21 protein-coding genes and 3 pseudogenes are annotated in these 20,123 nt (G+C 71.1%); 16 read left to right on the top strand and 8 right to left on the bottom strand.

Annotated elements, in window-relative coordinates:
• Positions 1-23 precede the first annotated feature (23 nt).
• The 3 genes from ACWC97_RS02055 to ACWC97_RS02045 are packed head-to-tail and all read left to right on the top strand — an operon-like array spanning position 24 to position 3,476.
• Positions 24-1,157: a FecCD family ABC transporter permease gene (locus tag ACWC97_RS02055; protein WP_450646860.1), complete on the top strand. Its 1,134-nt coding sequence runs from the start codon at positions 24-26 to the stop codon at positions 1,155-1,157.
• The gene (locus tag ACWC97_RS02050) at positions 1,144-2,097 is read left to right on the top strand and encodes an ABC transporter ATP-binding protein (RefSeq protein WP_450646858.1); all 954 of its coding nucleotides are present in this window, start codon (positions 1,144-1,146) and stop codon (positions 2,095-2,097) included. Before ACWC97_RS02055 ends, ACWC97_RS02050 begins: the two co-directional genes overlap by 14 nt.
• Positions 2,094-3,476 (top strand): MFS transporter, encoded by a 1,383-nt coding sequence (locus ACWC97_RS02045; protein WP_450646856.1) that lies wholly within the window; start codon positions 2,094-2,096, stop codon positions 3,474-3,476. The genes ACWC97_RS02050 and ACWC97_RS02045 overlap by 4 nt, the downstream gene beginning before the upstream one ends.
• 121 nt (positions 3,477-3,597) lie before the next feature.
• On the opposite strand, the pseudogene ACWC97_RS02040 reads toward ACWC97_RS02045, so the two are convergent.
• Positions 3,598-3,875 (bottom strand): annotated as a pseudogene (locus ACWC97_RS02040) (IS5/IS1182 family transposase); the annotation flags it as partial.
• Between ACWC97_RS02040 and ACWC97_RS02035 the strand changes: the two are divergent.
• The 9 genes and pseudogenes from ACWC97_RS02035 to ACWC97_RS01995 all read left to right on the top strand — a co-directional run.
• Positions 3,869-3,988 (top strand): annotated as a pseudogene (locus ACWC97_RS02035) (IS701 family transposase); the annotation flags it as partial. The pseudogenes ACWC97_RS02040 and ACWC97_RS02035 sit on opposite strands and share 7 nt — an antisense overlap.
• A gap of 2 nt (positions 3,989-3,990) precedes the next feature.
• Positions 3,991-4,080 (top strand): annotated as a pseudogene (locus ACWC97_RS02030) (haloacid dehalogenase); the annotation flags it as partial.
• Positions 4,081-4,258: 178 nt separating this feature from the next.
• Positions 4,259-5,101, top strand: a complete 843-nt coding sequence (locus tag ACWC97_RS02025; RefSeq protein ID WP_450646854.1) for a CPBP family intramembrane glutamic endopeptidase — start codon at positions 4,259-4,261, stop codon at positions 5,099-5,101.
• Positions 5,098-6,423, top strand: a complete 1,326-nt coding sequence (locus ACWC97_RS02020; RefSeq protein WP_450646852.1) for a sensor histidine kinase — start codon at positions 5,098-5,100, stop codon at positions 6,421-6,423. Before ACWC97_RS02025 ends, ACWC97_RS02020 begins: the two co-directional genes overlap by 4 nt.
• On the top strand, positions 6,420-7,100 hold the full coding sequence (locus ACWC97_RS02015; protein WP_450646850.1) for a response regulator: 681 nt from the start codon (positions 6,420-6,422) through the stop codon (positions 7,098-7,100). Before ACWC97_RS02020 ends, ACWC97_RS02015 begins: the two co-directional genes overlap by 4 nt.
• A gap of 270 nt (positions 7,101-7,370) precedes the next feature.
• Entirely contained in the window at positions 7,371-7,793 is a 423-nt protein-coding gene (locus ACWC97_RS02010) for a hypothetical protein (protein ID WP_450646848.1), read from the top strand.
• Between the two features lie 38 nt (positions 7,794-7,831).
• Entirely contained in the window at positions 7,832-8,575 is a 744-nt protein-coding gene (locus ACWC97_RS02005) for a transcriptional regulator (RefSeq protein ID WP_450646846.1), read from the top strand.
• Positions 8,576-8,613: 38 nt separating this feature from the next.
• A complete protein-coding gene (locus tag ACWC97_RS02000) occupies positions 8,614-9,078 on the top strand; it encodes a roadblock/LC7 domain-containing protein (RefSeq protein WP_352274645.1) in 465 nt (154 codons plus the stop codon).
• A gap of 94 nt (positions 9,079-9,172) precedes the next feature.
• Positions 9,173-9,547 carry a hypothetical protein gene (locus tag ACWC97_RS01995; RefSeq protein WP_352274644.1) on the top strand — a complete coding sequence of 125 codons (375 nt, stop codon included), beginning with the start codon at positions 9,173-9,175 and terminating at the stop codon, positions 9,545-9,547.
• Between the two features lie 234 nt (positions 9,548-9,781).
• Here ACWC97_RS01995 and ACWC97_RS01990 read toward each other — a convergent pair whose 3' ends face one another.
• From ACWC97_RS01990 to ACWC97_RS01975, 4 genes are all read right to left on the bottom strand, one after another.
• Complete coding sequence (locus ACWC97_RS01990; protein WP_450646844.1) at positions 9,782-10,759, bottom strand: alpha/beta hydrolase; 978 nt, start codon at positions 10,757-10,759, stop codon at positions 9,782-9,784.
• A gap of 330 nt (positions 10,760-11,089) precedes the next feature.
• A complete protein-coding gene (locus tag ACWC97_RS01985) occupies positions 11,090-12,328 on the bottom strand; it encodes an NAD(P)/FAD-dependent oxidoreductase (protein WP_450646842.1) in 1,239 nt (412 codons plus the stop codon).
• 405 nt (positions 12,329-12,733) lie between these two features.
• Complete coding sequence (locus ACWC97_RS01980; RefSeq protein WP_450646841.1) at positions 12,734-13,393, bottom strand: fasciclin domain-containing protein; 660 nt, start codon at positions 13,391-13,393, stop codon at positions 12,734-12,736.
• A 69-nt stretch (positions 13,394-13,462) separates the two neighbouring features.
• Positions 13,463-15,064 (bottom strand): molybdopterin-dependent oxidoreductase, encoded by a 1,602-nt coding sequence (locus ACWC97_RS01975; protein ID WP_450646839.1) that lies wholly within the window; start codon positions 15,062-15,064, stop codon positions 13,463-13,465.
• A 229-nt stretch (positions 15,065-15,293) separates the two neighbouring features.
• Between ACWC97_RS01975 and ACWC97_RS01970 the strand changes: the two genes are divergently transcribed.
• Positions 15,294-15,722 (top strand): CBS domain-containing protein, encoded by a 429-nt coding sequence (locus ACWC97_RS01970; RefSeq protein ID WP_352274639.1) that lies wholly within the window; start codon positions 15,294-15,296, stop codon positions 15,720-15,722.
• A gap of 103 nt (positions 15,723-15,825) precedes the next feature.
• Positions 15,826-16,485 (top strand): DUF2461 family protein, encoded by a 660-nt coding sequence (locus ACWC97_RS01965; RefSeq protein ID WP_450646837.1) that lies wholly within the window; start codon positions 15,826-15,828, stop codon positions 16,483-16,485.
• Between the two features lie 178 nt (positions 16,486-16,663).
• On the opposite strand, the gene ACWC97_RS01960 is transcribed toward ACWC97_RS01965, so the two are convergent.
• The 3 genes from ACWC97_RS01960 to ACWC97_RS01950 all read right to left on the bottom strand — a co-directional run bounded on the left by ACWC97_RS01960 (position 16,664) and on the right by ACWC97_RS01950 (position 18,097).
• Positions 16,664-17,107 (bottom strand): DUF2267 domain-containing protein, encoded by a 444-nt coding sequence (locus ACWC97_RS01960; RefSeq protein WP_352274637.1) that lies wholly within the window; start codon positions 17,105-17,107, stop codon positions 16,664-16,666.
• 65 nt (positions 17,108-17,172) lie between these two features.
• Positions 17,173-17,568 carry a DUF2267 domain-containing protein gene (locus ACWC97_RS01955; protein ID WP_352274636.1) on the bottom strand — a complete coding sequence of 132 codons (396 nt, stop codon included), beginning with the start codon at positions 17,566-17,568 and terminating at the stop codon, positions 17,173-17,175.
• 97 nt (positions 17,569-17,665) lie between these two features.
• Positions 17,666-18,097: an Hsp20/alpha crystallin family protein gene (locus ACWC97_RS01950; protein WP_352274635.1), complete on the bottom strand. Its 432-nt coding sequence runs from the start codon at positions 18,095-18,097 to the stop codon at positions 17,666-17,668.
• Positions 18,098-18,226: 129 nt separating this feature from the next.
• Between ACWC97_RS01950 and ACWC97_RS01945 the strand changes: the two genes are divergently transcribed.
• Together ACWC97_RS01945 and ACWC97_RS01940 are read left to right on the top strand one after the other, a co-directional pair.
• A complete protein-coding gene (locus ACWC97_RS01945; RefSeq protein ID WP_352274634.1) occupies positions 18,227-18,850 on the top strand; it encodes a type III effector protein in 624 nt (207 codons plus the stop codon).
• Between the two features lie 167 nt (positions 18,851-19,017).
• Positions 19,018-20,064, top strand: coding sequence for an AraC-like ligand-binding domain-containing protein (locus ACWC97_RS01940; RefSeq protein WP_450646833.1), 1,047 nt, complete (start codon positions 19,018-19,020; stop codon positions 20,062-20,064).
• Positions 20,065-20,123 lie beyond the last annotated feature (59 nt).

The following is a 20,123-nucleotide window of genomic DNA, read 5'->3' as shown; positions in this document are numbered from 1 at the left end:
CCGGTACGCAGGTGTCCGGCCGCGTGTCCGATGCGGCGACCGGGGCCGACGCGGCAGGGGAACCCCGGAGCGGCGGGCTCCGGAGCGGGCAGCTCCGGCGCGGCGGGCTGCGGAGCGTGCCGCTTCCCGTTCTGCTGGTCGTCCTGGGGCTCGCGCTGGGGGTCTCGGTCGTGGCCTCGGTCTCGATCGGACAGGTCGGCATCCCGCTGGGGGAGTCGTTCCGGATCCTGTCCGGCAGGCTGACCGGGAACGGCGCGGGCGGCGATCCGATGGCCGTGGACGTGGTCTGGAACATCCGTCTCCCGCGGGTGCTGCTGGCTGCCGTGGTCGGGACCGGGCTCGCGCTCTGCGGGACAGTCATGCAGGCGGCGTTGCAGAACCCGCTCGCGGACCCGTTCGTCCTCGGCATCTCCTCCGGCGCCTCATTCGGCGCGACCTTCTCCCTCCCCGTGGGGTTCGGGGCGGCCGGGGCGCTCGGCGGGGCCGGCGGGTTCGGCGTGCCGTTCTGGGCATTTCTCGGGGCGCTCGGGGCGGCGGCGCTCGTGCTCGGCGCCGGGAGCGTCGGTTCGCGCACGTCGCCGGTCAAGCTCATCCTCGCCGGGACCGCGGTCAACGCCCTGTGCGGCGCCGCCTCCAGTGCGCTCGTCTACTTCGCCAACAGCGCCGAGGGCATCCGCTCGGTCACCTTCTGGACCATGGGCAGCCTCGCCTCCGCCGCGTGGGACTCCCTGCTGGTCGTCTCCGGGGTCGTCCTCGTCGCCACGGTCTTCTTCCTCCTCCAGGGCCGGGTGATGAACTCGATGCTGGTCGGGGACGAGGCCGCCGTCACGCTGGGGATCAGCCCCAGGCTGTTCCGGCGCGCATACCTGGTCGTCGCCGCCCTGGCCACGGGGGTGCTCGTCGCCTGCTGCGGAATCATCGGCTTCGTGGGCCTGATCGTGCCGCACATCGCGCGCAGCGCCGTGGGCCCCGATCACCGCAGGCTGCTGCCGGTCAGCGTGCTGTGCGGAGCCCTGTTCCTCGTCTGGGCGGACGTCGTCGCCCGGGTCGCCGTCCCGAACGCCGAACTGCCGATCGGCATCGTCACCTCGGTCCTCGGCGCCCCCCTGTTCATGTACATGCTTATCCGGAAGGAGTACGGCTTTGGCAGCGCGTGACGCGGGGGCGACCGCGGCCCCGGGGCAGGGCGTGGGACTGCGCGCGGAGCGCGTGTCGGTGCGGCTCGGCGGGACCCCGGTCGTCCACGATCTGACCCTGCGGGTCGCCGCCGGCGCCTTCGTGGGGGTCGTCGGCCCGAACGGCTGCGGCAAGTCCACGTTCCTCAGAAGCGTCTACAAGGCCGTCCGGCCGCACTCCGGAACGGTGACGCTGGGGGAGCTGGACGTCCTGGCGAGTCGGCCGGGCGCCGTCTTCACCGAGCTCGCCGTCGTCGGCCAGTTCAACGAGCTGAGCTTCGACTTCACCGTCGCGGAGATTGTCGCGATGGGCCGCACACCGCACAAACGCCTGCTGGAGACCACCGGCCCGCACGACCGGGCGATCGTGGCGGAGGCGTTGCGCCGGGTCCGGATGGACGGGTACGCCGACCGCGCCTACCAGTCGCTCTCCGGCGGCGAGAAGCAGCGCGTCGTCCTCGCGCGGGCCCTGGCCCAGGAGCCCGGCTTCCTCATCCTCGACGAGCCGACCAACCACCTCGACATCAAGTACCAGTTGCAGATCCTCTCCCTGGTCGGGCAGCTCGGCATCGGGGTGCTCGCGGCCCTGCACGACCTGACGATGGCGGCCCGCTACTGCGACGAGCTGTACGTCCTCAAGGACGGCTCCGTGGTGACCCACGGGCCGCCCGAGGAGATCCTCACGCCCGAACTCGTCCGCGCGGTCTACGAGGTCGAGTGCGAGACGTACCGGAACCCGGTGACGGGGGAACTCGCCCTCGCCTTCCTCGACGGCCCCCGGCGACGACGGCCGCGCCCGTCGCGGGTGTCGTACCCGCCGTCTCCGTCGTCGCCCTCGTCCTCCTCGTCCCCGTCGCGCCCGTCGCGCCCGTCGGAAGGGCCGACCGGCACGGCGATTCCGCGGAAAGGGAGGCGGCCGTGAAGACGCGTCACCGGATGCCCCTCGTCGTCTCCTGTCTCGCCACCTTCCTGCTGCTGGCGTACGCCACGATCGTGACGGTGGCCATCCCCGCCGTCGCCGACGGGCTGCACACCGGCTTCGCCGCCCTGCAATGGGTCGTCGACGCGTACACCCTCGCGCTCGCCGCGCTCCTCGTCGTGGCCGGCGCGGTCGGGGACGTCCTGGGGCGGCGCCGGGTCTTCGTCACCGGGTTCGTCCTTTTCACGCTCGCCTCGCTGGCCTGTGGGCTCGCTCCGGACGTCGTCGCCCTGACCGCGTTCCGCGGCGTCCAGGGCGTCGGCGGGGCGGCGATGTTCGCTACCACGCTCCCGCTCATCCGGGCCTCCTACAGCGGTCGGGAGCAGCAACGGGCCTTCGCGGTCTGGGGAGCAGTGGCCGGGCTCGCGGCGGCCGTCGGCAATGTGTCGGGCGGGCTGCTGGCCGAGGCGCTGGGGTGGCGGTCGATCTTCCTCCTGGCCGTCGTGCCGGGCGCGCTGGGCGTGGTTCTGGCCGTGCGTTTCCTCCCCCGCGACCCGGAGCGCGGCGCCCGCCGCGTCGATCTCGCGGGCGCCGTGCTGCTCGGCGCCGGGCTCGCGGCCCTGGTGGTTGCCGCGCTGCTGTACGGCGAACACGGCGCGGGCCCCGGGCCGACGGCGGCGGCGCTGGTCGCCTGCGTGTGCGGCGTCGCCTTCGTCGGGTGCGAACGCCGTGTCCCCGACCCGCTCGTCGACCTGGCGCTCTTCCGCCACCCGCGGTTCCTCGCCGTGGTCGCGGTGGCGTTCGGCTACTACTTCGCCGCGTTCGGGCCGCTGACCGTGCTGTCGTCCTGGTTCCAGGACGCCGCCGGGCTCGACGCCGTGCGGACGTCCCTGCTGCTGTCCGTGCAGCCCGTCGTCTTCTTTGTTGTCTCGGCGCTGTGCGGCGCCGCGCTCCAACGCGCCCCGCTGTGGCTGCCGCTCGGCGTCGGCACCGCGCTCTGCGCCGTCGGCTGCCTGAGTTTCCTGCTGCTCGGTCTCGTGTACGGGCCGGTGGCGCTGGTGCCGTCGCTGGTGCTGACCGGCGTGGGCGCGGGCATGGTCTCCCCGGTGCTGGCGCCGGCCGCCATGCGGGACGCCGACCCGGCCCGGGCGGGGGTGGCGTCCGCCGTGTCCAACACCGCCCGGCAGGTGGGTCTGGCCGTGGGGGTCGCGGTGTGCGGGGGGCTGTTCGTCGGGCTGCCGGACCCGGACAGGGCCGTGTACACCCGGATGTTCGGCGAGGTCGCCGCGGTCGCGACGTCGGTGGGCCTGACCAGCGCGGCGCTCGCGGTCGTGCTGCTGCGGCGGGGCCGGGCGCGCACGGCTGACGGCGGGGACGCATGAGGCCGGCACGGCGCCTTCACCCGGCTTCCAGCGTCCGCCCCCGGTGCGTGCAACCGCTGTATGCCATACCGCCTCGACCGCGACGTCCTCCGGCCGTGCGCCTCGAACCGGGACAGTGGCCGTTCTTCGACCGCTCGGCGACGGCGTGGTCCCGGGTGGGGACCAGGATGCCGTCCACGATGAGCACGGTGTCCTTGGCGAACCGCTTGCGGGGCTGGAGAGCGAGCATCGGCCCGAGGTGGTCGATGATGAGGTCCGCCGCCGACTTCGAGCCCCCCACAGCGGCCCGAGCTGCCGCGCGGTCAGGGTCGTGCGCGCCGCGACCGGCAGTGCCCGGTCCTCCAGCGGAAGACTCCGCGGCCGGCCCTTGCGAACGGCATCCGCACCCTGGCGCCGCAGAAAGCGTCGCCCACCCCGAAGAGCTCTCCTACTACATCGCCTACTGCCTCGTCGGCGCCAGCCTGGACGAGCTGATCCGCGTCGCCGGCAGCCGCCGGGCGATCGAGGAATGCCCGGCATGTCGGACGACTGGGGCGCCAGCAGGCCCGACCCAGCGTTCTCCGTCCGAGGCGCCGAAGTTGTCCCGTACGAGCCCGGCGAGATCGGGTGCCTCTTCTGGGTGACGTCCCGCCCCTCTGTCCCCCGTGCGAGCTACAAGCGAGTGTCCACTGCACGGTGACGATTCCCCACCATCGAATTCGTAGTGTTCGAATCACCGCGGAACGCCGGGCCGCGGACCGGAGAAGGAACCGGAGTCGGAACCGGCAAAGGGAGTCCACGTGATGAGAGCCTGGAAGATAGTCCTGCAGGTAGTCGTCGTCTTTGCGGTCTACGCGGTGTGCGGCGGTCTCACCAACGGGGTGAAGGACAACCCCTGGCTCTCGCTCCTGGTGGGCGCCCTCACCGTGGCCGTGATGACCTTCGTCTACCGGTGGGCCGTGCGGCGCACCGAGAACCGCGAGGTGTCCGAACTGCGGGGGAAGGAAGCGACGAGCGCGACCTTCTGGGGCCTGGTCTTCGGCACGCTGATGTTCCTCTGCGTCATCGGCAACATCTACCTCCTCGGTGACTACGAGGTCCACGGCATCGACTCGGTGAGCGGGGCCATCGGGCTGATCGGCTTCATGGCGGCCGCCGCATCGACGGAGGAGATCATCTTCCGCGGACTGCTGTTCCGGCTGCTGGAACGCGGCACGGGCACATACATCGCCCTGGTACTGTCCGGCCTCGTGTTCGGCGCCATGCACCTCCTCAACGACGATGCCACCGTCGCCGGCGCCCTGGCCATCGCCATCGAGGCCGGCGCCATGCTCGCCGCCGGTTACGCCGCCACCCGCAACCTGTGGCTGCCGATGGGCGTGCACTTCGCCTGGAACTACATGGAGTCCGGCGTGTTCAGCACCCAGGTCTCGGGCAACGGCGACACCCACGGTCTGCTGGACGCCACCCTGTCGGGCAACCACCTGATCACGGGCGGCGAGTTCGGTCCCGAGGCGAGCATCTACTCGGTGGTCTTCGGTGCGCTGCTGACGGTCTGCTTCCTGGTCGTGGCCCACCGCCGCGGCAACATCGTCCCCCGGCGCCGCGTCGAGCGCGTCGACGCCCTCGCGGCGCTCGCCCGATGACGGAACAGCGATCCGCCGGTTCGCCGGAGCACTGGACGGACGGAGCCGGACACCGCGAGAGCGGTGCGGGGCACCGGCCGACCGGGCTCCGGCTCCGGCCGCTGGTGAACCGGGCCCGCCTGGACGGCATCCGACACCGTCTGGACAGCACCCGGAAGCGGCTCGGTGGAGTCTGGTACCGGCTGGACGTTGTCGTCCGGGACCTTCCCTTCGGGCTCTTCCTCCTGATCGGTTCCTTCCTCCCGGCGCTCCGCAGCAACGGAACGGTCATCGGGGGTGTCCCCGACCGCCCGCATGACGCGCTGGCCGTTGTGGTGATCATCCTCGAGACCCTGCCCCTGGCGGTGCGCCGGCGGTGGCCGGCCCTCTCCCTGGCCCTGGTGTCCTGCGGGTTCGCCGTCGACCAGCTCCTCGGCTACCACACCTTCGCGGCCACCGCGATGAGCGTCGTGCTGGTGAGCACCGGCTCGCACCTGGAACGGCACCGCCGGAGCTTTGTGGCCGGCCTCACCGTGGCGTACGTGGCGCTGTCGGTGGGCCTGTCCCACCTCGGCACGGGCGAGACCGCCACGGAGTTCACCACCTTCTACATGGCGCTGGGCCTGGCCTGGGGCGCCGGAAGCTGGCTGCGCACCACCCGGCAGGCGGAGGCCGAACGTCGAAAGCGGGTCGCGGTGGAGGCACGGAACGCCGAACGCACCCGGATAGCGAGGGAGTTGCACGACGTTGTGACCCACCATGTGACGGCGATGGTGGTGCAGGCGGAGGCCGCCCGCTATCTGACCGCCGCGCCCGAGCGGCTGGAGCAGTCCCTCAGCGCCGTCTCCGACGTCGGGCGCCGGGCGATCACCGATCTGCGGCACCTGCTGGACCTGCTCAACCCGGATCACGGCACCGGGAACGGCGGCGATGCCGCGGCCGAGCCGAGGACACCGGCCGTCGGCCGCGTCCTGACCCTCGTGGAGCAGACACGCCGGGCGGGCCAGCCGGTGGAGTTCACCGAGGAGGGCACCCCGCCGGAGTCCACCGGGAGTTCCGACCTCGTGGCCTACCGGGTGGTGCAGGAAGCACTCACCAACGCCCTCAAGTATGCTCACGGCAGCCGCACTTCGGTCACCGTGCGACACGGCGAGAGGGAGATCACCGTGGAGGTCAGCACGGACGGCACCGGATCACGGGCCGCCGCCGTCGGTGGCAGCGGACGGGGGCTGGCCGGTCTGCGCGAGCGGGTCGACGTGCTCGGCGGGGACTTCAGCGCGGGCGCCGTCACGGGCGGCGACTTCGTCGTCCGGGCGCGGATACCGGCCGGGGGCCGCTCGTGAACACACCTCCGCCGTCCGGGTCCGCGCCGACCCGGGTGCTCGTCTGCGACGACCAGGCGCTGATCCGCACGGGCCTGGTCACCATCATCGACGCCCAGCCCGACATGGAGGTGGTGGGCGAGTGCGGTGACGGCCGGAAAGGAGTCGACCTCGCCCGCGAGCTCGACCCGGACGTCGTGGTCATGGACATCCGCATGCCGGTCCTTGACGGCCTCGAAGCCACCCGCCTGCTGGCGGGAGCCGGGGTCGCCCACCCCGTCAAGGTCCTCGTGGTCACCACGTTCAACCTCGACGAGTACGTCTACGAGGCGCTGCGCGCCGGAGCAAGCGGCTTCCTCCTCAAGGACGCCCCGCCCGACCACCTGCTGCACGGCATCCGCACGGTCGCCATGGGCGCGGCGCTCCTCGACCCCGAGGTCACCCGCCAGCTCGTCGGCCGGTACGCGACCCGCATCCGCCCCACCAACGGCGCCCCCGAGGACATTCCGCTCACCCCCCGCGAGCTGGAGGTGCTGAGGCTGATCGCGAACGGCCTGTCCAACAGCGAGATAGCCGCCGCCCTCGTCATCAGCCAGGAGACGGTGAAGACGTTCGTCTCCCGCATACTCGCCAAGCTGAACCTGCGCGACCGCGTCCAAGCGGTCGTCTACGCGTTCCGTCACGGCCTGGCGAGCTGAGCCCCCAGGGGCCTTGAACTTGATCATGTTGTCGTGGCCGGGAAGCGCAGCACGAAGCAGCGCATACCCGTAGTCAACGGGTACGCGCCCCCACTTGGCCCGACCGGTGCCGGAGACCTCTCGCGCTCGGAGGACGCCGGCCCCGCGCCGGGAAGCCCTTTACATGCCTCGGAGCATGTACCTATGGAAAATGCCAGAACTCCCGCCGGAGGCGAGCACTTTGCGTAGCCTCGGGGCACAGCCGTACACCGCGTCGGGAGAGGAGTCCGCGTGCCCGGAATCGACGAGTGCTTACTCGAAGTCATGAGGCTGCCCGGTGCCCGCGGCGCCGCGGTGGTCGACTGGACGAGCGGTCTCGCCCTCGGCACCATCGGCGACTCGCCCAACGGCGATCACGAGGCCGCCGCAGCGGAGACGGCCGAGGTGGCGAGAATGGCGGCCGAACAGCCCGCCTTCGCGCTGCCCGCTTCTGATCCCTCAACTTCTTCGAAACAAGGGGATGTTAAGGGCACAGCACCTCCGGTCGAGGATGTCATCGTCACCACCCGCGCCGGGTACCACATCCTCCGTTTCGTCGAGACGGCCTTCGACAGCAGTGTCTTCCTGCATCTGTGGCTCGACCGTGCGGAAGGCAATCTGGCTCTCGCCCGAATACGGCTGGGCGAGATGGCGGAGCGGCTGGTCCTGGCGTGAGAGCTACCGCCCCCGCACCAGCCACGGCTCTCTCCCCGATGCTGCAGCGTCTCGCCGCCGAACGCGCCACCGGCGCCCTGATACGCGACCGCGGCACCCTCTATCTCGCCGACGGCCAAGTGGTGCACGCCGAGAGCCCGGCGACACCCGGTATCGACGTCCTGCTCACCACGGGCGGCGCTCTGCACCGCGACGGCTGGTGGGACGCGGTCGCCCGGGCGGGCGCCGGGCAGCGCGTCGGCCGATATCTCGTGGACAGCGGATGGATACCGGGCGGGGCCCTGGAACTGTGCCATCTGGGTGCGTTGTACGACGCCGCGTTCTTCGCCCTGGCGCCCGCCCGTACTCCGGCCCGCTTCCGCTACGGGGTCTCCCACTGGATCGGCCCCGTCCGCCCCGTCCCCGTCGAAGCCGTGCACCGCGAAACGCTCCGGCGCCGGGAACTACTGGACCGGATCTGGCCCAAAGCGGTGACCGACAGCGCCCCGCTCGTACGGGCCGCGCATCCGGTCGACGCCCCCGTTCCGCCCCGCCAACGCCGCGTACTCGATCTCGTGGACGGGGCACGTACCGCATCGGACATCGCCCAGGAGCTGGGCCGGTCGGCGTTCCACATCCTGGTCGATCTCCGGCGGCTGGCAGCGGCCGGGCTGGTGGACGTGTTACGGGAAACACCCGGCGCCACCGCTTCCACCTCCGGCCGGATCACGATTCCGGAGGTCACGGCCGACCCCGACGTCGCCCTACTGCGTCGGCTCCGAGACGCATTGGAGGCTCTGTGATACGTGCACTCAGACAGCGTGCCGGGAGGAGACAGCTGATGGTGCCCGAGGCCGAAGCGCAGGATGTCCTGGCCGAGCTGCAGCGGTTGAGGGCCCGGGTTCCGCTTCTCTCCGGAGCCCTGGCGGCCAGTGCCGACGGTCTCGTCCTGGCCCACGACACCCCGGGAGTGGAGGCGGAGGGCGTCGCCGCACTGACCGCCGCCGCCCTCGGGGTAGCGATCCGGATGACGCAGGCCACCGGCAGGGGCGGATTCCGTGAACAACTCGTACGCGGCGAAGACGGCTACATCGCCACGTACGCCGCAGGCTCCAGTGCCGTCCTCACGCTGCTGGCCGAGGACCGGATCAATGTCGGCAGGCTCCATCTGGAGGGCCGCCGGGCCGGTACCCGCATCGGCGAACTGGTCGACGCCGCGCTGGACCGCGCGGCACAGCCCGCGCCTCCGGCCCGCCCTCCCGGGCCGCGCGCCCCGCATCCCGGCCCACTGCCGCACCGCACGTAACGCCGCCCCCTGAAATGCCCCGGGCAGCAACGACCCCAGACACCTCATCAACGGATCCGGTCGCCTCGGCCGGCCAAGGAAAGGGAACGAGCACATGGCGAACACGGAAGCGTCACTGAAGGAAGCGATGTCGTCCATCGAGGGCACCCTCGGTGTCGCCCTCGTCGACTACACCAGCGGCATGGCGCTGGGCACCCTCGGCGGCGGGAAGGACTTCAACCTGGAGGTCGCGGCAGCGGGCAACACCGACGTGGTGCGCGCCAAGCTCCGCACCATGGAGCACCTCGGCCTCCAGGACGAGATCGAAGACATCCTGATCACGCTCGGCGGCCAGTACCACCTGATCCGGCTGCTCAAGGCCCGGGGCATCAGCGGCCTGTTCCTGTACCTGGTACTGGACTCCGGCCGCGCCAATCTGGCGATGGCCCGGCACCAGCTGAAGCGGATCGAGGCCGACCTGGAGGTCTGATCCGACGGCCGGGCCACAGCGGTGACGCCGCACCCCCACGGTGACACGACGCCTCAGCGATGACGCCGTGCCCCACCGGGCGCGGCGTCGCCCGCTGCCGGCCCGGTCGTCCGGTACCCCTTTACCTGCTTGCCGCAGGCCGCCCGTGCTCCGCCGGCCGAGGGCCGGTTTCGGAGTCATCCGAAACCGCCCCTCGGTCGTTCCTGGGGACCGGTGGGGTACCGGTGTCCGCGATCAACTGTCGTGCAGGGCCGTCCGCAGGGCGTCGATGGCGAGCTTGCGTGCCACGTTCGCGGCGCGGGTGTCACGGAGGCTGTCGAGGAGCAGGAAGTCGTGGACCATGCCGGCGACACGGACGGCGGTCACATCGACACCTGCCTCGCGCAGCTTGTTGGCGTACTTCTCGCCTTCGTCGCGAAGGACGTCGGCCTCGTCCGTGATGACCAGGGTGGTGGGCAGACCCCGGAGCTGATCGAGGGTCGACTGCAGAGGGGAGGCGTAGTGATCCTTCCGGTCGGCGGGATCGGTGGTGTAGGCGTCCCAGAACCACTTCATGCCGTCGCGGGTGAGGTAGTAGCCCTCGGCGAACTGCTGGTACGACGGCGTGTCGAAGTCGGCGTCGGTCACCGGGTAGAGCAGGACCTGGGCCTTCAGGTCGAGGCCGTCCTCACGCTCCTTGTTCATCAGTGCGAAGACGGCGGACATGCATCCGCCGACGGACTCGCCGGTGACCGCCACGCGGGAGGTGTCCATGCCGTGGTCGGAGCCGTTCTTGCGTACCCACTGACCCACCGCGTAGTTCTGCTCGACCTGTGTCGGGTACTTCGCCTCCGGCGCACGGTCGTACACGGGGAACACACCCACCGCGCCCGCGCCGACGACGAGCTCACGGAAGAGGCGGTCGTGGGTCTTGTCGTCGCCGAAGACCCACCCCGCCCCGTGGATGTAGACGATCACGGGCAGGGGGCCGGTGACGCCCTTCGGCCGGATGATGCGGGTGCGGACCGTGCCCCACTCGCCCGCGTCCACCTCCACCCACTCCTCGTCGACCTCCGGCCGCGCCACTCCCTCGCCGCTCTGCAGCCCTGCGAGGATGTCGCGGCCCTGTTCCGGCGGGACCTCGTAGATGCGTGGGTGGGCGTCGGTGGCCTCGGCGAGTTCCTTCGCGGCCGGTTCCAGGTAGGGCGTGACGGGCGGCGGAAGCTGCGTCATGTGTGCTCCAGTGTGTGGGCGCCTCGGAACGAGGCGCGCCCCCCTGAGGATCTCTCTGTGAACCATGCTCCCTGACAGGGGCGACGGCGCAAACCGGCGTGTCTCTCATTCTCTTCACCGGCCTGCGCGGGGGCTGCCGGCTTTCGCGCGCTCCGTCCGCCCGGCTACGTGCGGTGCCGACGGTGAGCATGGGGGTGAGGGGGAAGGCACACACCCGGGGAGGTCGGGCGGGCCCGAGAAGGAGCAGCTGAGCCGCCCACCTTTCCGGTCACCGTCACAGTGAGCGGGGATGCGGCCGGAGACGGCTCGGCCACCGGCTCCACCTCGGTGTCACCGGTCGACGAGCACCTCGCGCGCGGCGCGCGCGCCCGATGCCATGGCACCCTGCACCGATCCGGTCGCCCGGTGGTCCCCGCACACGTACCTGCCTGGGCGCAGGCGGGTGGTGCGACTCAGCGGCCAGGGCGGAAGCATCGCGGGCAGCGCGCCCTCGACCGTGCGGGCGGCGACCTGCTGCCAGTCGCCCGTGTCGGTGCCGTACAGGTCGGCCAGACGGGACAGCACCGCCTGTGCCCTGCCGGGTAGGTCGGTTCCCAGTACGGAGGTGGAGACCAGCGCGGTACCGCGGGGTGCGTAGGTGGGTGCGATCTCGCTGAGTACACAGGTGTTCAGGATTGCTCCGGTGCTGTCCACCATCAGGATCGGTTCGGCCATCGGTGTCCTGCCGGTGGCGTGGTAGTAGGTGGTGACGGTGCGGGTGTCCGGTACGGCCAGCCCCGGCAGCAGGCGGGCGGCGGTCGCCGGGTCCGTCGCCACCACGACCGTCCGGGCCGGCACCTCGTTCCCGTCCTCCAGCAGCACGCCCGTGTCGGTGACCGCGGCGACGGGGGCGCCGGTCCGCAGTACGCCGCTGGGCAGCTCGTCGGCGAGTTGGGCCGGGACGGCGCCGATGCCCTGCGCAGGCAGGCACAGAGACCCTCGGACCATGCTCCGCCAGACGAGGTGGAAGAAGCGTGCGGAGGTCTCCAGTCGGTCCTCCAGGAAGACGCCGGACAGGAACGGCCGCAGAATGTCGGCGACCGCGGCGTCCGACACTCCCGCTCGGGCCAGGGCCGCCGAGGTGGAGCCGTCTTCGCGTCTCCTGGCGACGGCAGCGGGCAGAACGGCGTCCCGCACGGTGAGGGCCGCCAGCGCTGCGAGGTCGCGCGGCGAGAGGACCCGTCCCATCAGCAGAGGCCCCGCCGCTCTGGGTTCTCTCGTCGGGTCGGTGAGGCGGACAGGCCCCTTCGACGTGTGCGCGACGAGGCCCGCGGTGAACGGCCGCAGCCGCAGACTCTTCAGATCGATACGCTGCTTCACCTGCGGATACGAAGTGTTGAACACCTGGAAACCACGATCCAGCAGGAACCCGTCCCGCCGGTCCGTGCGCATGCGTCCGCCTACTCCCTCGGACGCCTCCAGGAGAATCACCCGCCTCCCGGCACGGCAAAGGTCCAGCGCGCACACCAGGCCGGACAGGCCCGCTCCGACGACGATCACGTCCGGTGCCCGGCGGTGTTCCCTGCTCATGCTTCTCCTCGGTCGACGCCTGCTCTCGGCACCCGCACATCAGGGCCGTCCGCGCGGCTCCTTCCTCGGCCGGTCCTTTTGAACCAACGCGCACGGAGCCATGCCGGAACGTGGCGCGGAAGGCATGCTCGCCCATGGGCGAGCGACCCGGCCGCGACCACTGGTCAAGCGGACCACGTTCCCCGCCCGTCGCGCAGGCGCCACGACCAAGCGCTGGGGGTCCATGTCGTCGAGCAGCGCCGGTTCGCCCTTCTCGCTGTGGCGTCGCCGGAAGCTCTCGCCCAGAGAGGTGCGTGGCCGATGGCGTCGACCACGCACCTCCGCGACCAGGAGGTCGGCCGGTTTCGTCAGGCTCCAAGTCGCCTGCGGGGGCCACCGGTGTGGCACCCCGCAGGCGACGAGGCATCAGTTGGCAGGCATCAGAACGCTGTCGACGATGTAGACGGTGGCGTTGGAGGTCCGGACGTTGCCGCAGACCACCTTGGCGGAGTCGTTGACGGTGTAGGACGTGCCGGAACCGGTGGTGGTGAGCTTCGTCTTCTCCAGGGTGTCGAAGGAGCCGTTCTCCAGGTCCTTCGGGTCGAGCTTCTGGCCGACGACGTGGTAGGTGAGGATCTTGGTGAGCTGGGCCTTGTCGCCCAGTACCTTGTCCAGGGTGGCCTTGGGGATCTTCGCGAAGGCGTCGTTGGTCGGCGCGAACACGGTGATGTTCTGCGCGTTGTTGAGGGTGTCGACCAGGCCGGCCTTCTTCACCGCCGTCACCAGCGTGGACAGGGCGGGGTTGTTGGAGGCGGCGGTGGCGACCGGGTCCTGGGCCATGCCGTCGAAGGAACCGGCACCGCTCCTGGGCACCGCCGAACAGGCCGTACCGAAGGGCTGGTCCGTCGAGGCGGCGCTGTTGGATCCGGTCCCGCTGTCGTCCCGGGCGGGGGCCGACGCCGACGACTCCGCCGCGGAGTCCGACTTGGTGGAGTCGGAGCCGCTGTCGGAGCAGGCGGTCAGCGCGAGGGGCAGGACGGCCGCGGCTGCCAGGATCACGGCGGTGCGGCGGATACGGGCGTTCATGATGGTTCTCCTACTTGGTTGGCGCAGCCTGAGCTGCCTTGACAGGGAATGGGGAAGGTGGCTCGGGGGTCAGTCGACGGTCACGACCACGGAGTGCCGTCCGTCGGCGCCGTCGGGGATGGTGCGGGTGCGTTTCTCGGTCTGCACCGCGGCGGTGCGGTCGGTGGCCCGGACGGTGAGGGTGTGGCCGCCCTTGGTGGCCTTCCAGGGGAAGGTCCACTGGCGCCAGGTGTCGGCCGTGTCCTCGGTGGCGAGCCGGGCTTCCTGCCAGGGGCCGTCGTCCACGCGGACCTCGACCCTGTCGATGCCGCGGTGCTGGGCCCAGGCGACGCCGGCGATCGTCACCGTTCCCGCCTTGGGCCGTGCGAACGGCTTGGGCGTGTCGATGCGCGACTGCGTCTTGATCGGCGCCCTGCGTGCCCAGCCGCGCTTGACCCAGTAGGGGTCGTACGCGGCGAACGTGGTGAGTTCGATGTCCTCGATCCACTTGCAGGCGGAGACGAAGCCGTACAGGCCGGGCACCACCATGCGGACCGGGAAGCCGTGCGCGAAGGGCAGCGGTTCGCCGTTCATGCCCAGGGCGAGGAGAGCGTCACGGCCGTCCATCACGTCCTCGACCGGGCTGCCGATCGTCATGCCGTCCACGGAGCGCGCCACCAGTTGGTCGGCGGGGCCGCCCTTCGAGGGCGGTTTCACCCCGCACTCGGCCAGCAGGTCGGCCAGGCGTACGCCGATCCAGCGGGCGTTGCCGACATACGGGCCGCCGACCTCGTTGGAGACACAGGCCAGCGTGATGTCCCGCTCGACCAGGTCGTGGCGCAGCAGATCGTTGTAGGAGAGCGTGAGGGGACGGGTGACGCCCGTGCCGTGGATCCGCAGCTTCCAGGTCGTCGCGTCCACCCTGGGGACCACCAGCGCGGTATCGACGCGGTAGAAGTCCGGGTTGGGCGTGAGGAACGGGCTGAGGCCCGGGATCCGCGGTCCGGCGCCCTTCGGCACGGCGGGGGCGGGGGACGTGGGCGCGGGCAGCACCACGTCGCGCCGGGAGGCAATCGCGTCCCGGCCGCCCGCCCCGGTCAAGGACCGGCCCAACAGACCGGCTCCCGCCGAGGCCACGGCCGCCGTACTCGCGGCGATCACGAAGCCGCGCCGGTCCCAGTCCCTTGCGGAAGGGGCCATCGGGGACGCGTGGGGTTCCGTCCGGGGTTCGAGGCGGCCTGTGAGCACGTACAGGAGTACCGATCCGGCGACGGCTCCCACCACCGAGGGCAGCGCGTCCGTGACGCCGGTCGAGTCGGGCCTCCCGATAGCCGTGAGCGCTCCCACGGCCCCGAACAGCAACACAGCGACCGCAGCGCGGCGGCGGAACCGCAGCCCGAGAATTCCCAGGGACACCGCGGACAGCGCGAGGATCGCGAGAATCCCCGATTGGAGAACCAGTTTGTCGTCGGTGCCGAAATTTCGGATCGCCCAGTCCTTGACCGCGGTGGGCGTGCGGTCGATCGCGGCGCCGCCGACGGCGACGACGGGACCGGTCTGCGGACGGATCGCAGCAGCCACGGCTTCGGCGAACGCGAGCGCGGCACACCCGGCCAGCGCCCCGCTGAGCGCGCCCAGCAGCAACCGGACCGGACCGGGCCGGCGGCAGGGATTCTTCTCGTTCTCGCTCACGTGGGGAATACGGTCCCGAAGCCCCGCCGGATTGGTCGCTCCCACGATCGGGGGAATTTCCCGCGGTGGCGGGGAGCGGTTCGGATCCACTGCGGTAAGCGGCGGCGCCCGCTCGCCGGACCCCATCCGTGGCGCAACCATTGAAGGAGACGTGCACAGGGATGCCTGGCAAAGAGACGGGGATGCCTGGCAAAAGAGCAGTCACCGCACCCGGTGAGGAGAGATTTTCATGACCACGGCCAAGGACATCATGCACGAGGGCGCGCAGTGGGTCCCGGAGACGGAGACGCTGCTCCACGCCGCGCAGCGGATGCGCCAACTGCATGTCGGGGCGTTGCCGGTCAGCGACGAGGACGAGCGGTTGTGCGGGATCATCACCGACCGTGACATTGTGGTCAAGTGCGTTGCCGAGGGCCACGATCCGAGCCAGTGCACCGCTGCGGACCTCGTCGAAGGGACGCCCCGCTGGATCGACGGCAACGCCAGCGTGGAAGACGTGATCACCGAGATGGGCACCCATCACATCCGCCGGCTTCCGGTGATCGAGGACAAGAAGCTGGTCGGAATGATCAGCGAGGCGGACGTCGCGCGGAGCCTGCCCGAGGACCAGGTACACGCGTTCGCCGCGCAGGTCTACGCGGCGCCGCCCCAGACATAGGCGGTCGGCCGTCTCCAACTCCGCGTCGCACGGCCCGAGGTGCACCGTCCCGGTCCGCAGCGCACGTGCGCGGGCGGGTCCCGGGCCGGGCTATTCTCCCCGCATGCGCAGACAGTTCACCGGCTGGCCGCCGCAGGCCATGGACGTGTTGTGGCAACTCCAGGGTGAACCGACCAGAACGACCAAGGAGCGCTACCGGGCGGACCGCGAGCGCCTGGTCCGTCGGCCCATGATCGCTCTGCTCAACGACATCGCCGACACCGATCCCCGGTACGAGGACTTCTCGGTCTGGCACTTTCGTACCGGGGCTTGGTGGTGGCAGCACCAGAGCGCGGTGATCCGACTCGGCCGCAAGGTCGAGATCGGGCTCCGGCTCTCCCTCGACGGCCTGCGGATCCAGGGCGCCTGGTGGTATCCGGACCCCGGCCAGGTGGACACGTTCCGTAGCGCTGTGGCCTCCGAGAGCGGCGGTCGTGAACTGGCGGCCATCGTCGACGACGTACGGCACAAGGGCTACGACATCTCCGGTGACATGATGAAACGCCCTCCGCGAGGTTATCCGGCGAGCCACCCTCGCGCGGACCTGCTGCGCCACCGCTCGCTGATCGCCGCCCGTTCCCTGGGCTGCGAGGAGTGGCTGCACACTCCCGAAGCGGCCGACCGAGTACTCTCGGCGGCCGCCGATCTGGACGCTCTGCTGACGTGGCTGGCGCGCTACGTGAACCACGCCGCCACCGCCCCGGCCGACGTACCGACCACCTGAAGCCGCACAGGGCCATCGCAGATTCACGGCGGTTACGTCTTCGTCGGCGGCGTCGACCAGGCGTGGTGAGTCGCAGGACGGAAGTCCCCGATCGCGGCGGCGGATCGGGGACTTCCGCCTTTCCGTCGGGAGAGGAGCTGGGGGAGCCCCGCCGCCCTCCCCGGTGCCGGGTGCTTGTTCAGGAGGCCGGGGCGAGTTCGGCGCGGCCGAACAGGAGCGCGTAGCCGGAGGGGAGCTGCTGCAGGATGCGGGTCAGGAGGTCCGGGCCCGCGCAGGCCCCGACGACGGAGAAGACGGAGCCCGTGTCCCAACGGGTGGTGGCCAGGGACGCGTTGGCGCGGCCGGCGATGTCCTTGACGAAGGCCCAGCCGGTCAGCGGCCGCGTGTCAGGGATCTGCGCCGTCAGGACGCGTGCGGCCTCCAGCGGCAGCCGGGCGGCCAGGTCGACGCGTTCGTCGCCGGTCAGTTGGCGCCCCAGCCCCGCCAGGACCAGGCGGACGGCTTCGTCGGCTCTCTCGCGGGTGGGATAGGCGCCTTCGTAGCGGACCTTCTCCAGCATCTGCTCGTACGCCGTCCCGTAGGACTGCTGGTGCTCAAGCGGTGCGCGCACCTCGGTGATCACTGCAGTGCATGCCTTTCGTGGAGCCAGGGTGGAACGGTGCCCGGTGTGCGGCACCGATGTGGTGGTCAGATGGGCTGGGGGCGGCCGAAGAGGAGGTCGTAGCCGGCGGGGAGCTGGAGCAGGATCTGCCCCAGCAGGTCGTCGTCGGCCGTATCGGCGACCGTGGACAGTACTGCGCTGACGTCCCAGGTCGCGGTCTGCTCGGTGGCGCCCTCGATCCAGGCCGCGGTCGCCCGCACGAACCGCTCCGGCGAGAGCGGTTCAGCGCTCTGGAGCGGGTTGAGGAGGATCAGGGCGAAGCCCTCCGGCAGGCGTGCCGCGAGCTGGGCGCGGACGTCGCCGACCAGGTGCGCGCCGAGCAGGGCCAGTACCACGCGGGCCGCGCGCTCGGCTTCCTGCTCGGTCGTGTACTTGCCGCGTTCCTTCACGCGGTCGAGGAACGCCTCGCGTCGCAGAGTCATCTCGGCTGCCGCCCCTTCCTGTCCTTCGGACTGCCCACGGGTGCGGAGGGTGGACCGAGGGGGAGGTCACATGCCCTCCGCACCCGTCCGGCCGGCCTCAGCCGGAGATCTCCCGCTGGCCGGAGCCGACGCCGATGGAGATCTTGCGGGGCTTGGCGCGCTCGGCGATCGGGATGCGCAGGGTGAGCACGCCCGCGTCGTAGTCGGCCTGGATGTGCTCGGTGTCGAGGGTGTCGGCGAGCATGATCTGGCGGGAGAAGACGCCCAGCGGTCGCTCGGACAGCTCCATCTGCACGTCGTCGGACTTCGCCATCGGGCGCCGCTCGGCCTTGACGGTGAGCATGTTGCGCTCGACGTCGATGTCGATCGCGTCCGCGGCGACGCCGGGGAGGTCGAAGGCGACCACGTACGCGTCGCCCTCGCGGTAGGCGTCCATCGGCATCGCCGACGGCTTCGACCAGGTTCCCGGGCCCATCAGCGTCTGTGCCAGCCGGTCCAGCTCACGGAACGGATCAGTGCGCATCAACATCGTGAAAACACCTCCAGCAGGTTCAGGCAGTTGCTGCCAATGCGCTTCACTGACTCCGTTGTAACATGTCATCCAATGGATGACAAACACGATGTCGTCAGTGCGATGACAAACCGAGGGAGGGTGCCCGTGCCCCCGGCCGACCAGCCGTCACTGCCCCACACCGACGCCCACAGCCCGGTCTCGTTCCTCGCCGCCGCAGCGGCCCTCCACGCCATAGACGCCGCCCTGCGCGAAGCCCGGCGCGAGTCCCCGGAGGCCCCCGCCCCGGGGCCGGAGCAGGCCCTGGCCTCCTTGTCGCTGCTCCGGCAGGTGCGCGAGCAGCTCGCCGGATGGGAGACCGGCCTGATCGAAACGGCCCGCGACGCGGGCGCCAGCTGGGCCGACCTCGCGCATCCCCTCGGAGTCGCCAGCCGCCAGGCTGCCGAACGCCGCTACCTGCGCGGCCGTCCCGGCCCGGCCGGGACCACGGGCGAGCAGCGCGTCCTGGCCACTCGCCAGGCCCGGGCCGCCGACCGCAGCACCGCCGCCTGGGCCCGTAGCAACGCGGCCGCCCTGCGCCGCCTCGCCGGCCAGATCACCGCACTCACCGACCTTCCCACCGTGGCCCGCCTACCGATCAGTCAGCTCCACGCGGCCCTGGCCCACGACGACCCGGCAGAGCTCATCAGCCCCCTCCACGCCAGCCGCCCCCACCTGACTGCCGACCACCCCGACCTCGCTGCACAACTCGACACCCTCGCGCTCCCCTGAATCCGGATGCCGGACCCCGCAGTTCGCCGACCAGGAGCGACCCGCACGTTCGTACGGCGGGACGGCGGGACGGCAGGTCGTGCCTGGGCGGGGCGGGAACCAGCGCCCGGGGACGGTCGCCGGGAAGTGATTGCCGAGCCGTGAGTCCCACGCCCATGATGGTGGTCATGACGGAGGAGTCGGTGTCGGCGGACGGGCGGGGCGCTGGTGCCAGCGCTCTGGTATCGCTGTCGAGTGGTGCGTTGCCGCGCGGCGACAGGTTCGACTGGTTCACGGAACTGGTGCGGGAGAACGTCGCCGCCTTCTCCCTCGGAAGCGCCCATGCCCACGACTTCGAAGCCCGAATGACCGGAGTGGATCTCGGCTCCGCGCAGCTGACACACCTCGTCTTCGAGCCGCTTCACGCCGTCCGGACCCCTCGGCACATCAGGCGCGGTGACCCGGAGACGTATCAGCTCGCCCTGATCGGTGGCAGTCCCATGGTCACCCGCCAGCACGACAACGAAGCCGAGATCCCCACCGGCAGCCTGGTGTTCTTCGACACCTCCCACCCGCTGGACACCCTCGTCACGGACGAACGCGGACAGGGCCGCGTCACCTTGCTACGGATACCCAGGAGCGCCCTTCCGCTGCCCGCCGGCCGGGTCGACCGCGTCCTGGCCCGGCGACTCGCCCCGGACGGGGTGACCGGGCATGTGCTCTGCCAGTACTTGACCACGATCCGGGACCGGGCGGCCGACCTCGGTACGGGCGAGCGCCACCGACTCGGAACGATCGCGGTGGATCTCGCCGCCGCATTCCTCGCCGAGCACTCCGACACCCGGTACCTCCAACCACCGGAGACCCGCCGCCAGGCGCTGCGCACCAGAATCGACTGCTACATAGAAAGCAATCTCGGGAGTGCGGACCTGACCGTCACTCACCTCGCCGCGCACCATCACATATCCGTCCGCTCGCTCCACCGGCTCTACGACGACCAGCAGGAGACCGTGGCGGCCTCGATCCGCCGACGCCGCCTGGAACGCTGCCGTGCCGACCTCGCGGACCCCCGCCTGGCCGCGTACCCGATTGCCGTCCTCGCGTCCCGCTGGGGCTTCCCGGCACCCGCCGAGTTCAGCCGTGCCTTCCGAACGGCGTACGGGCTGAGTCCCCGTGCCTTCCGAAACCGAACCGCGTCCAACGAAGCTCCTCGCGTGGCATCTCCCGCCAAGTAGCACGGCGCACGGGGCCAAGTGCGCTCCTCGCACTGCCACGAGGATGTGAAGCCCACTTC

This window comes from Streptomyces sp. NPDC001108 (assembly GCF_053598535.1).
The sequence above is the reverse complement of the archived record's forward strand: the minus strand, read 5'-3'. Positions and strand labels throughout refer to the sequence as shown.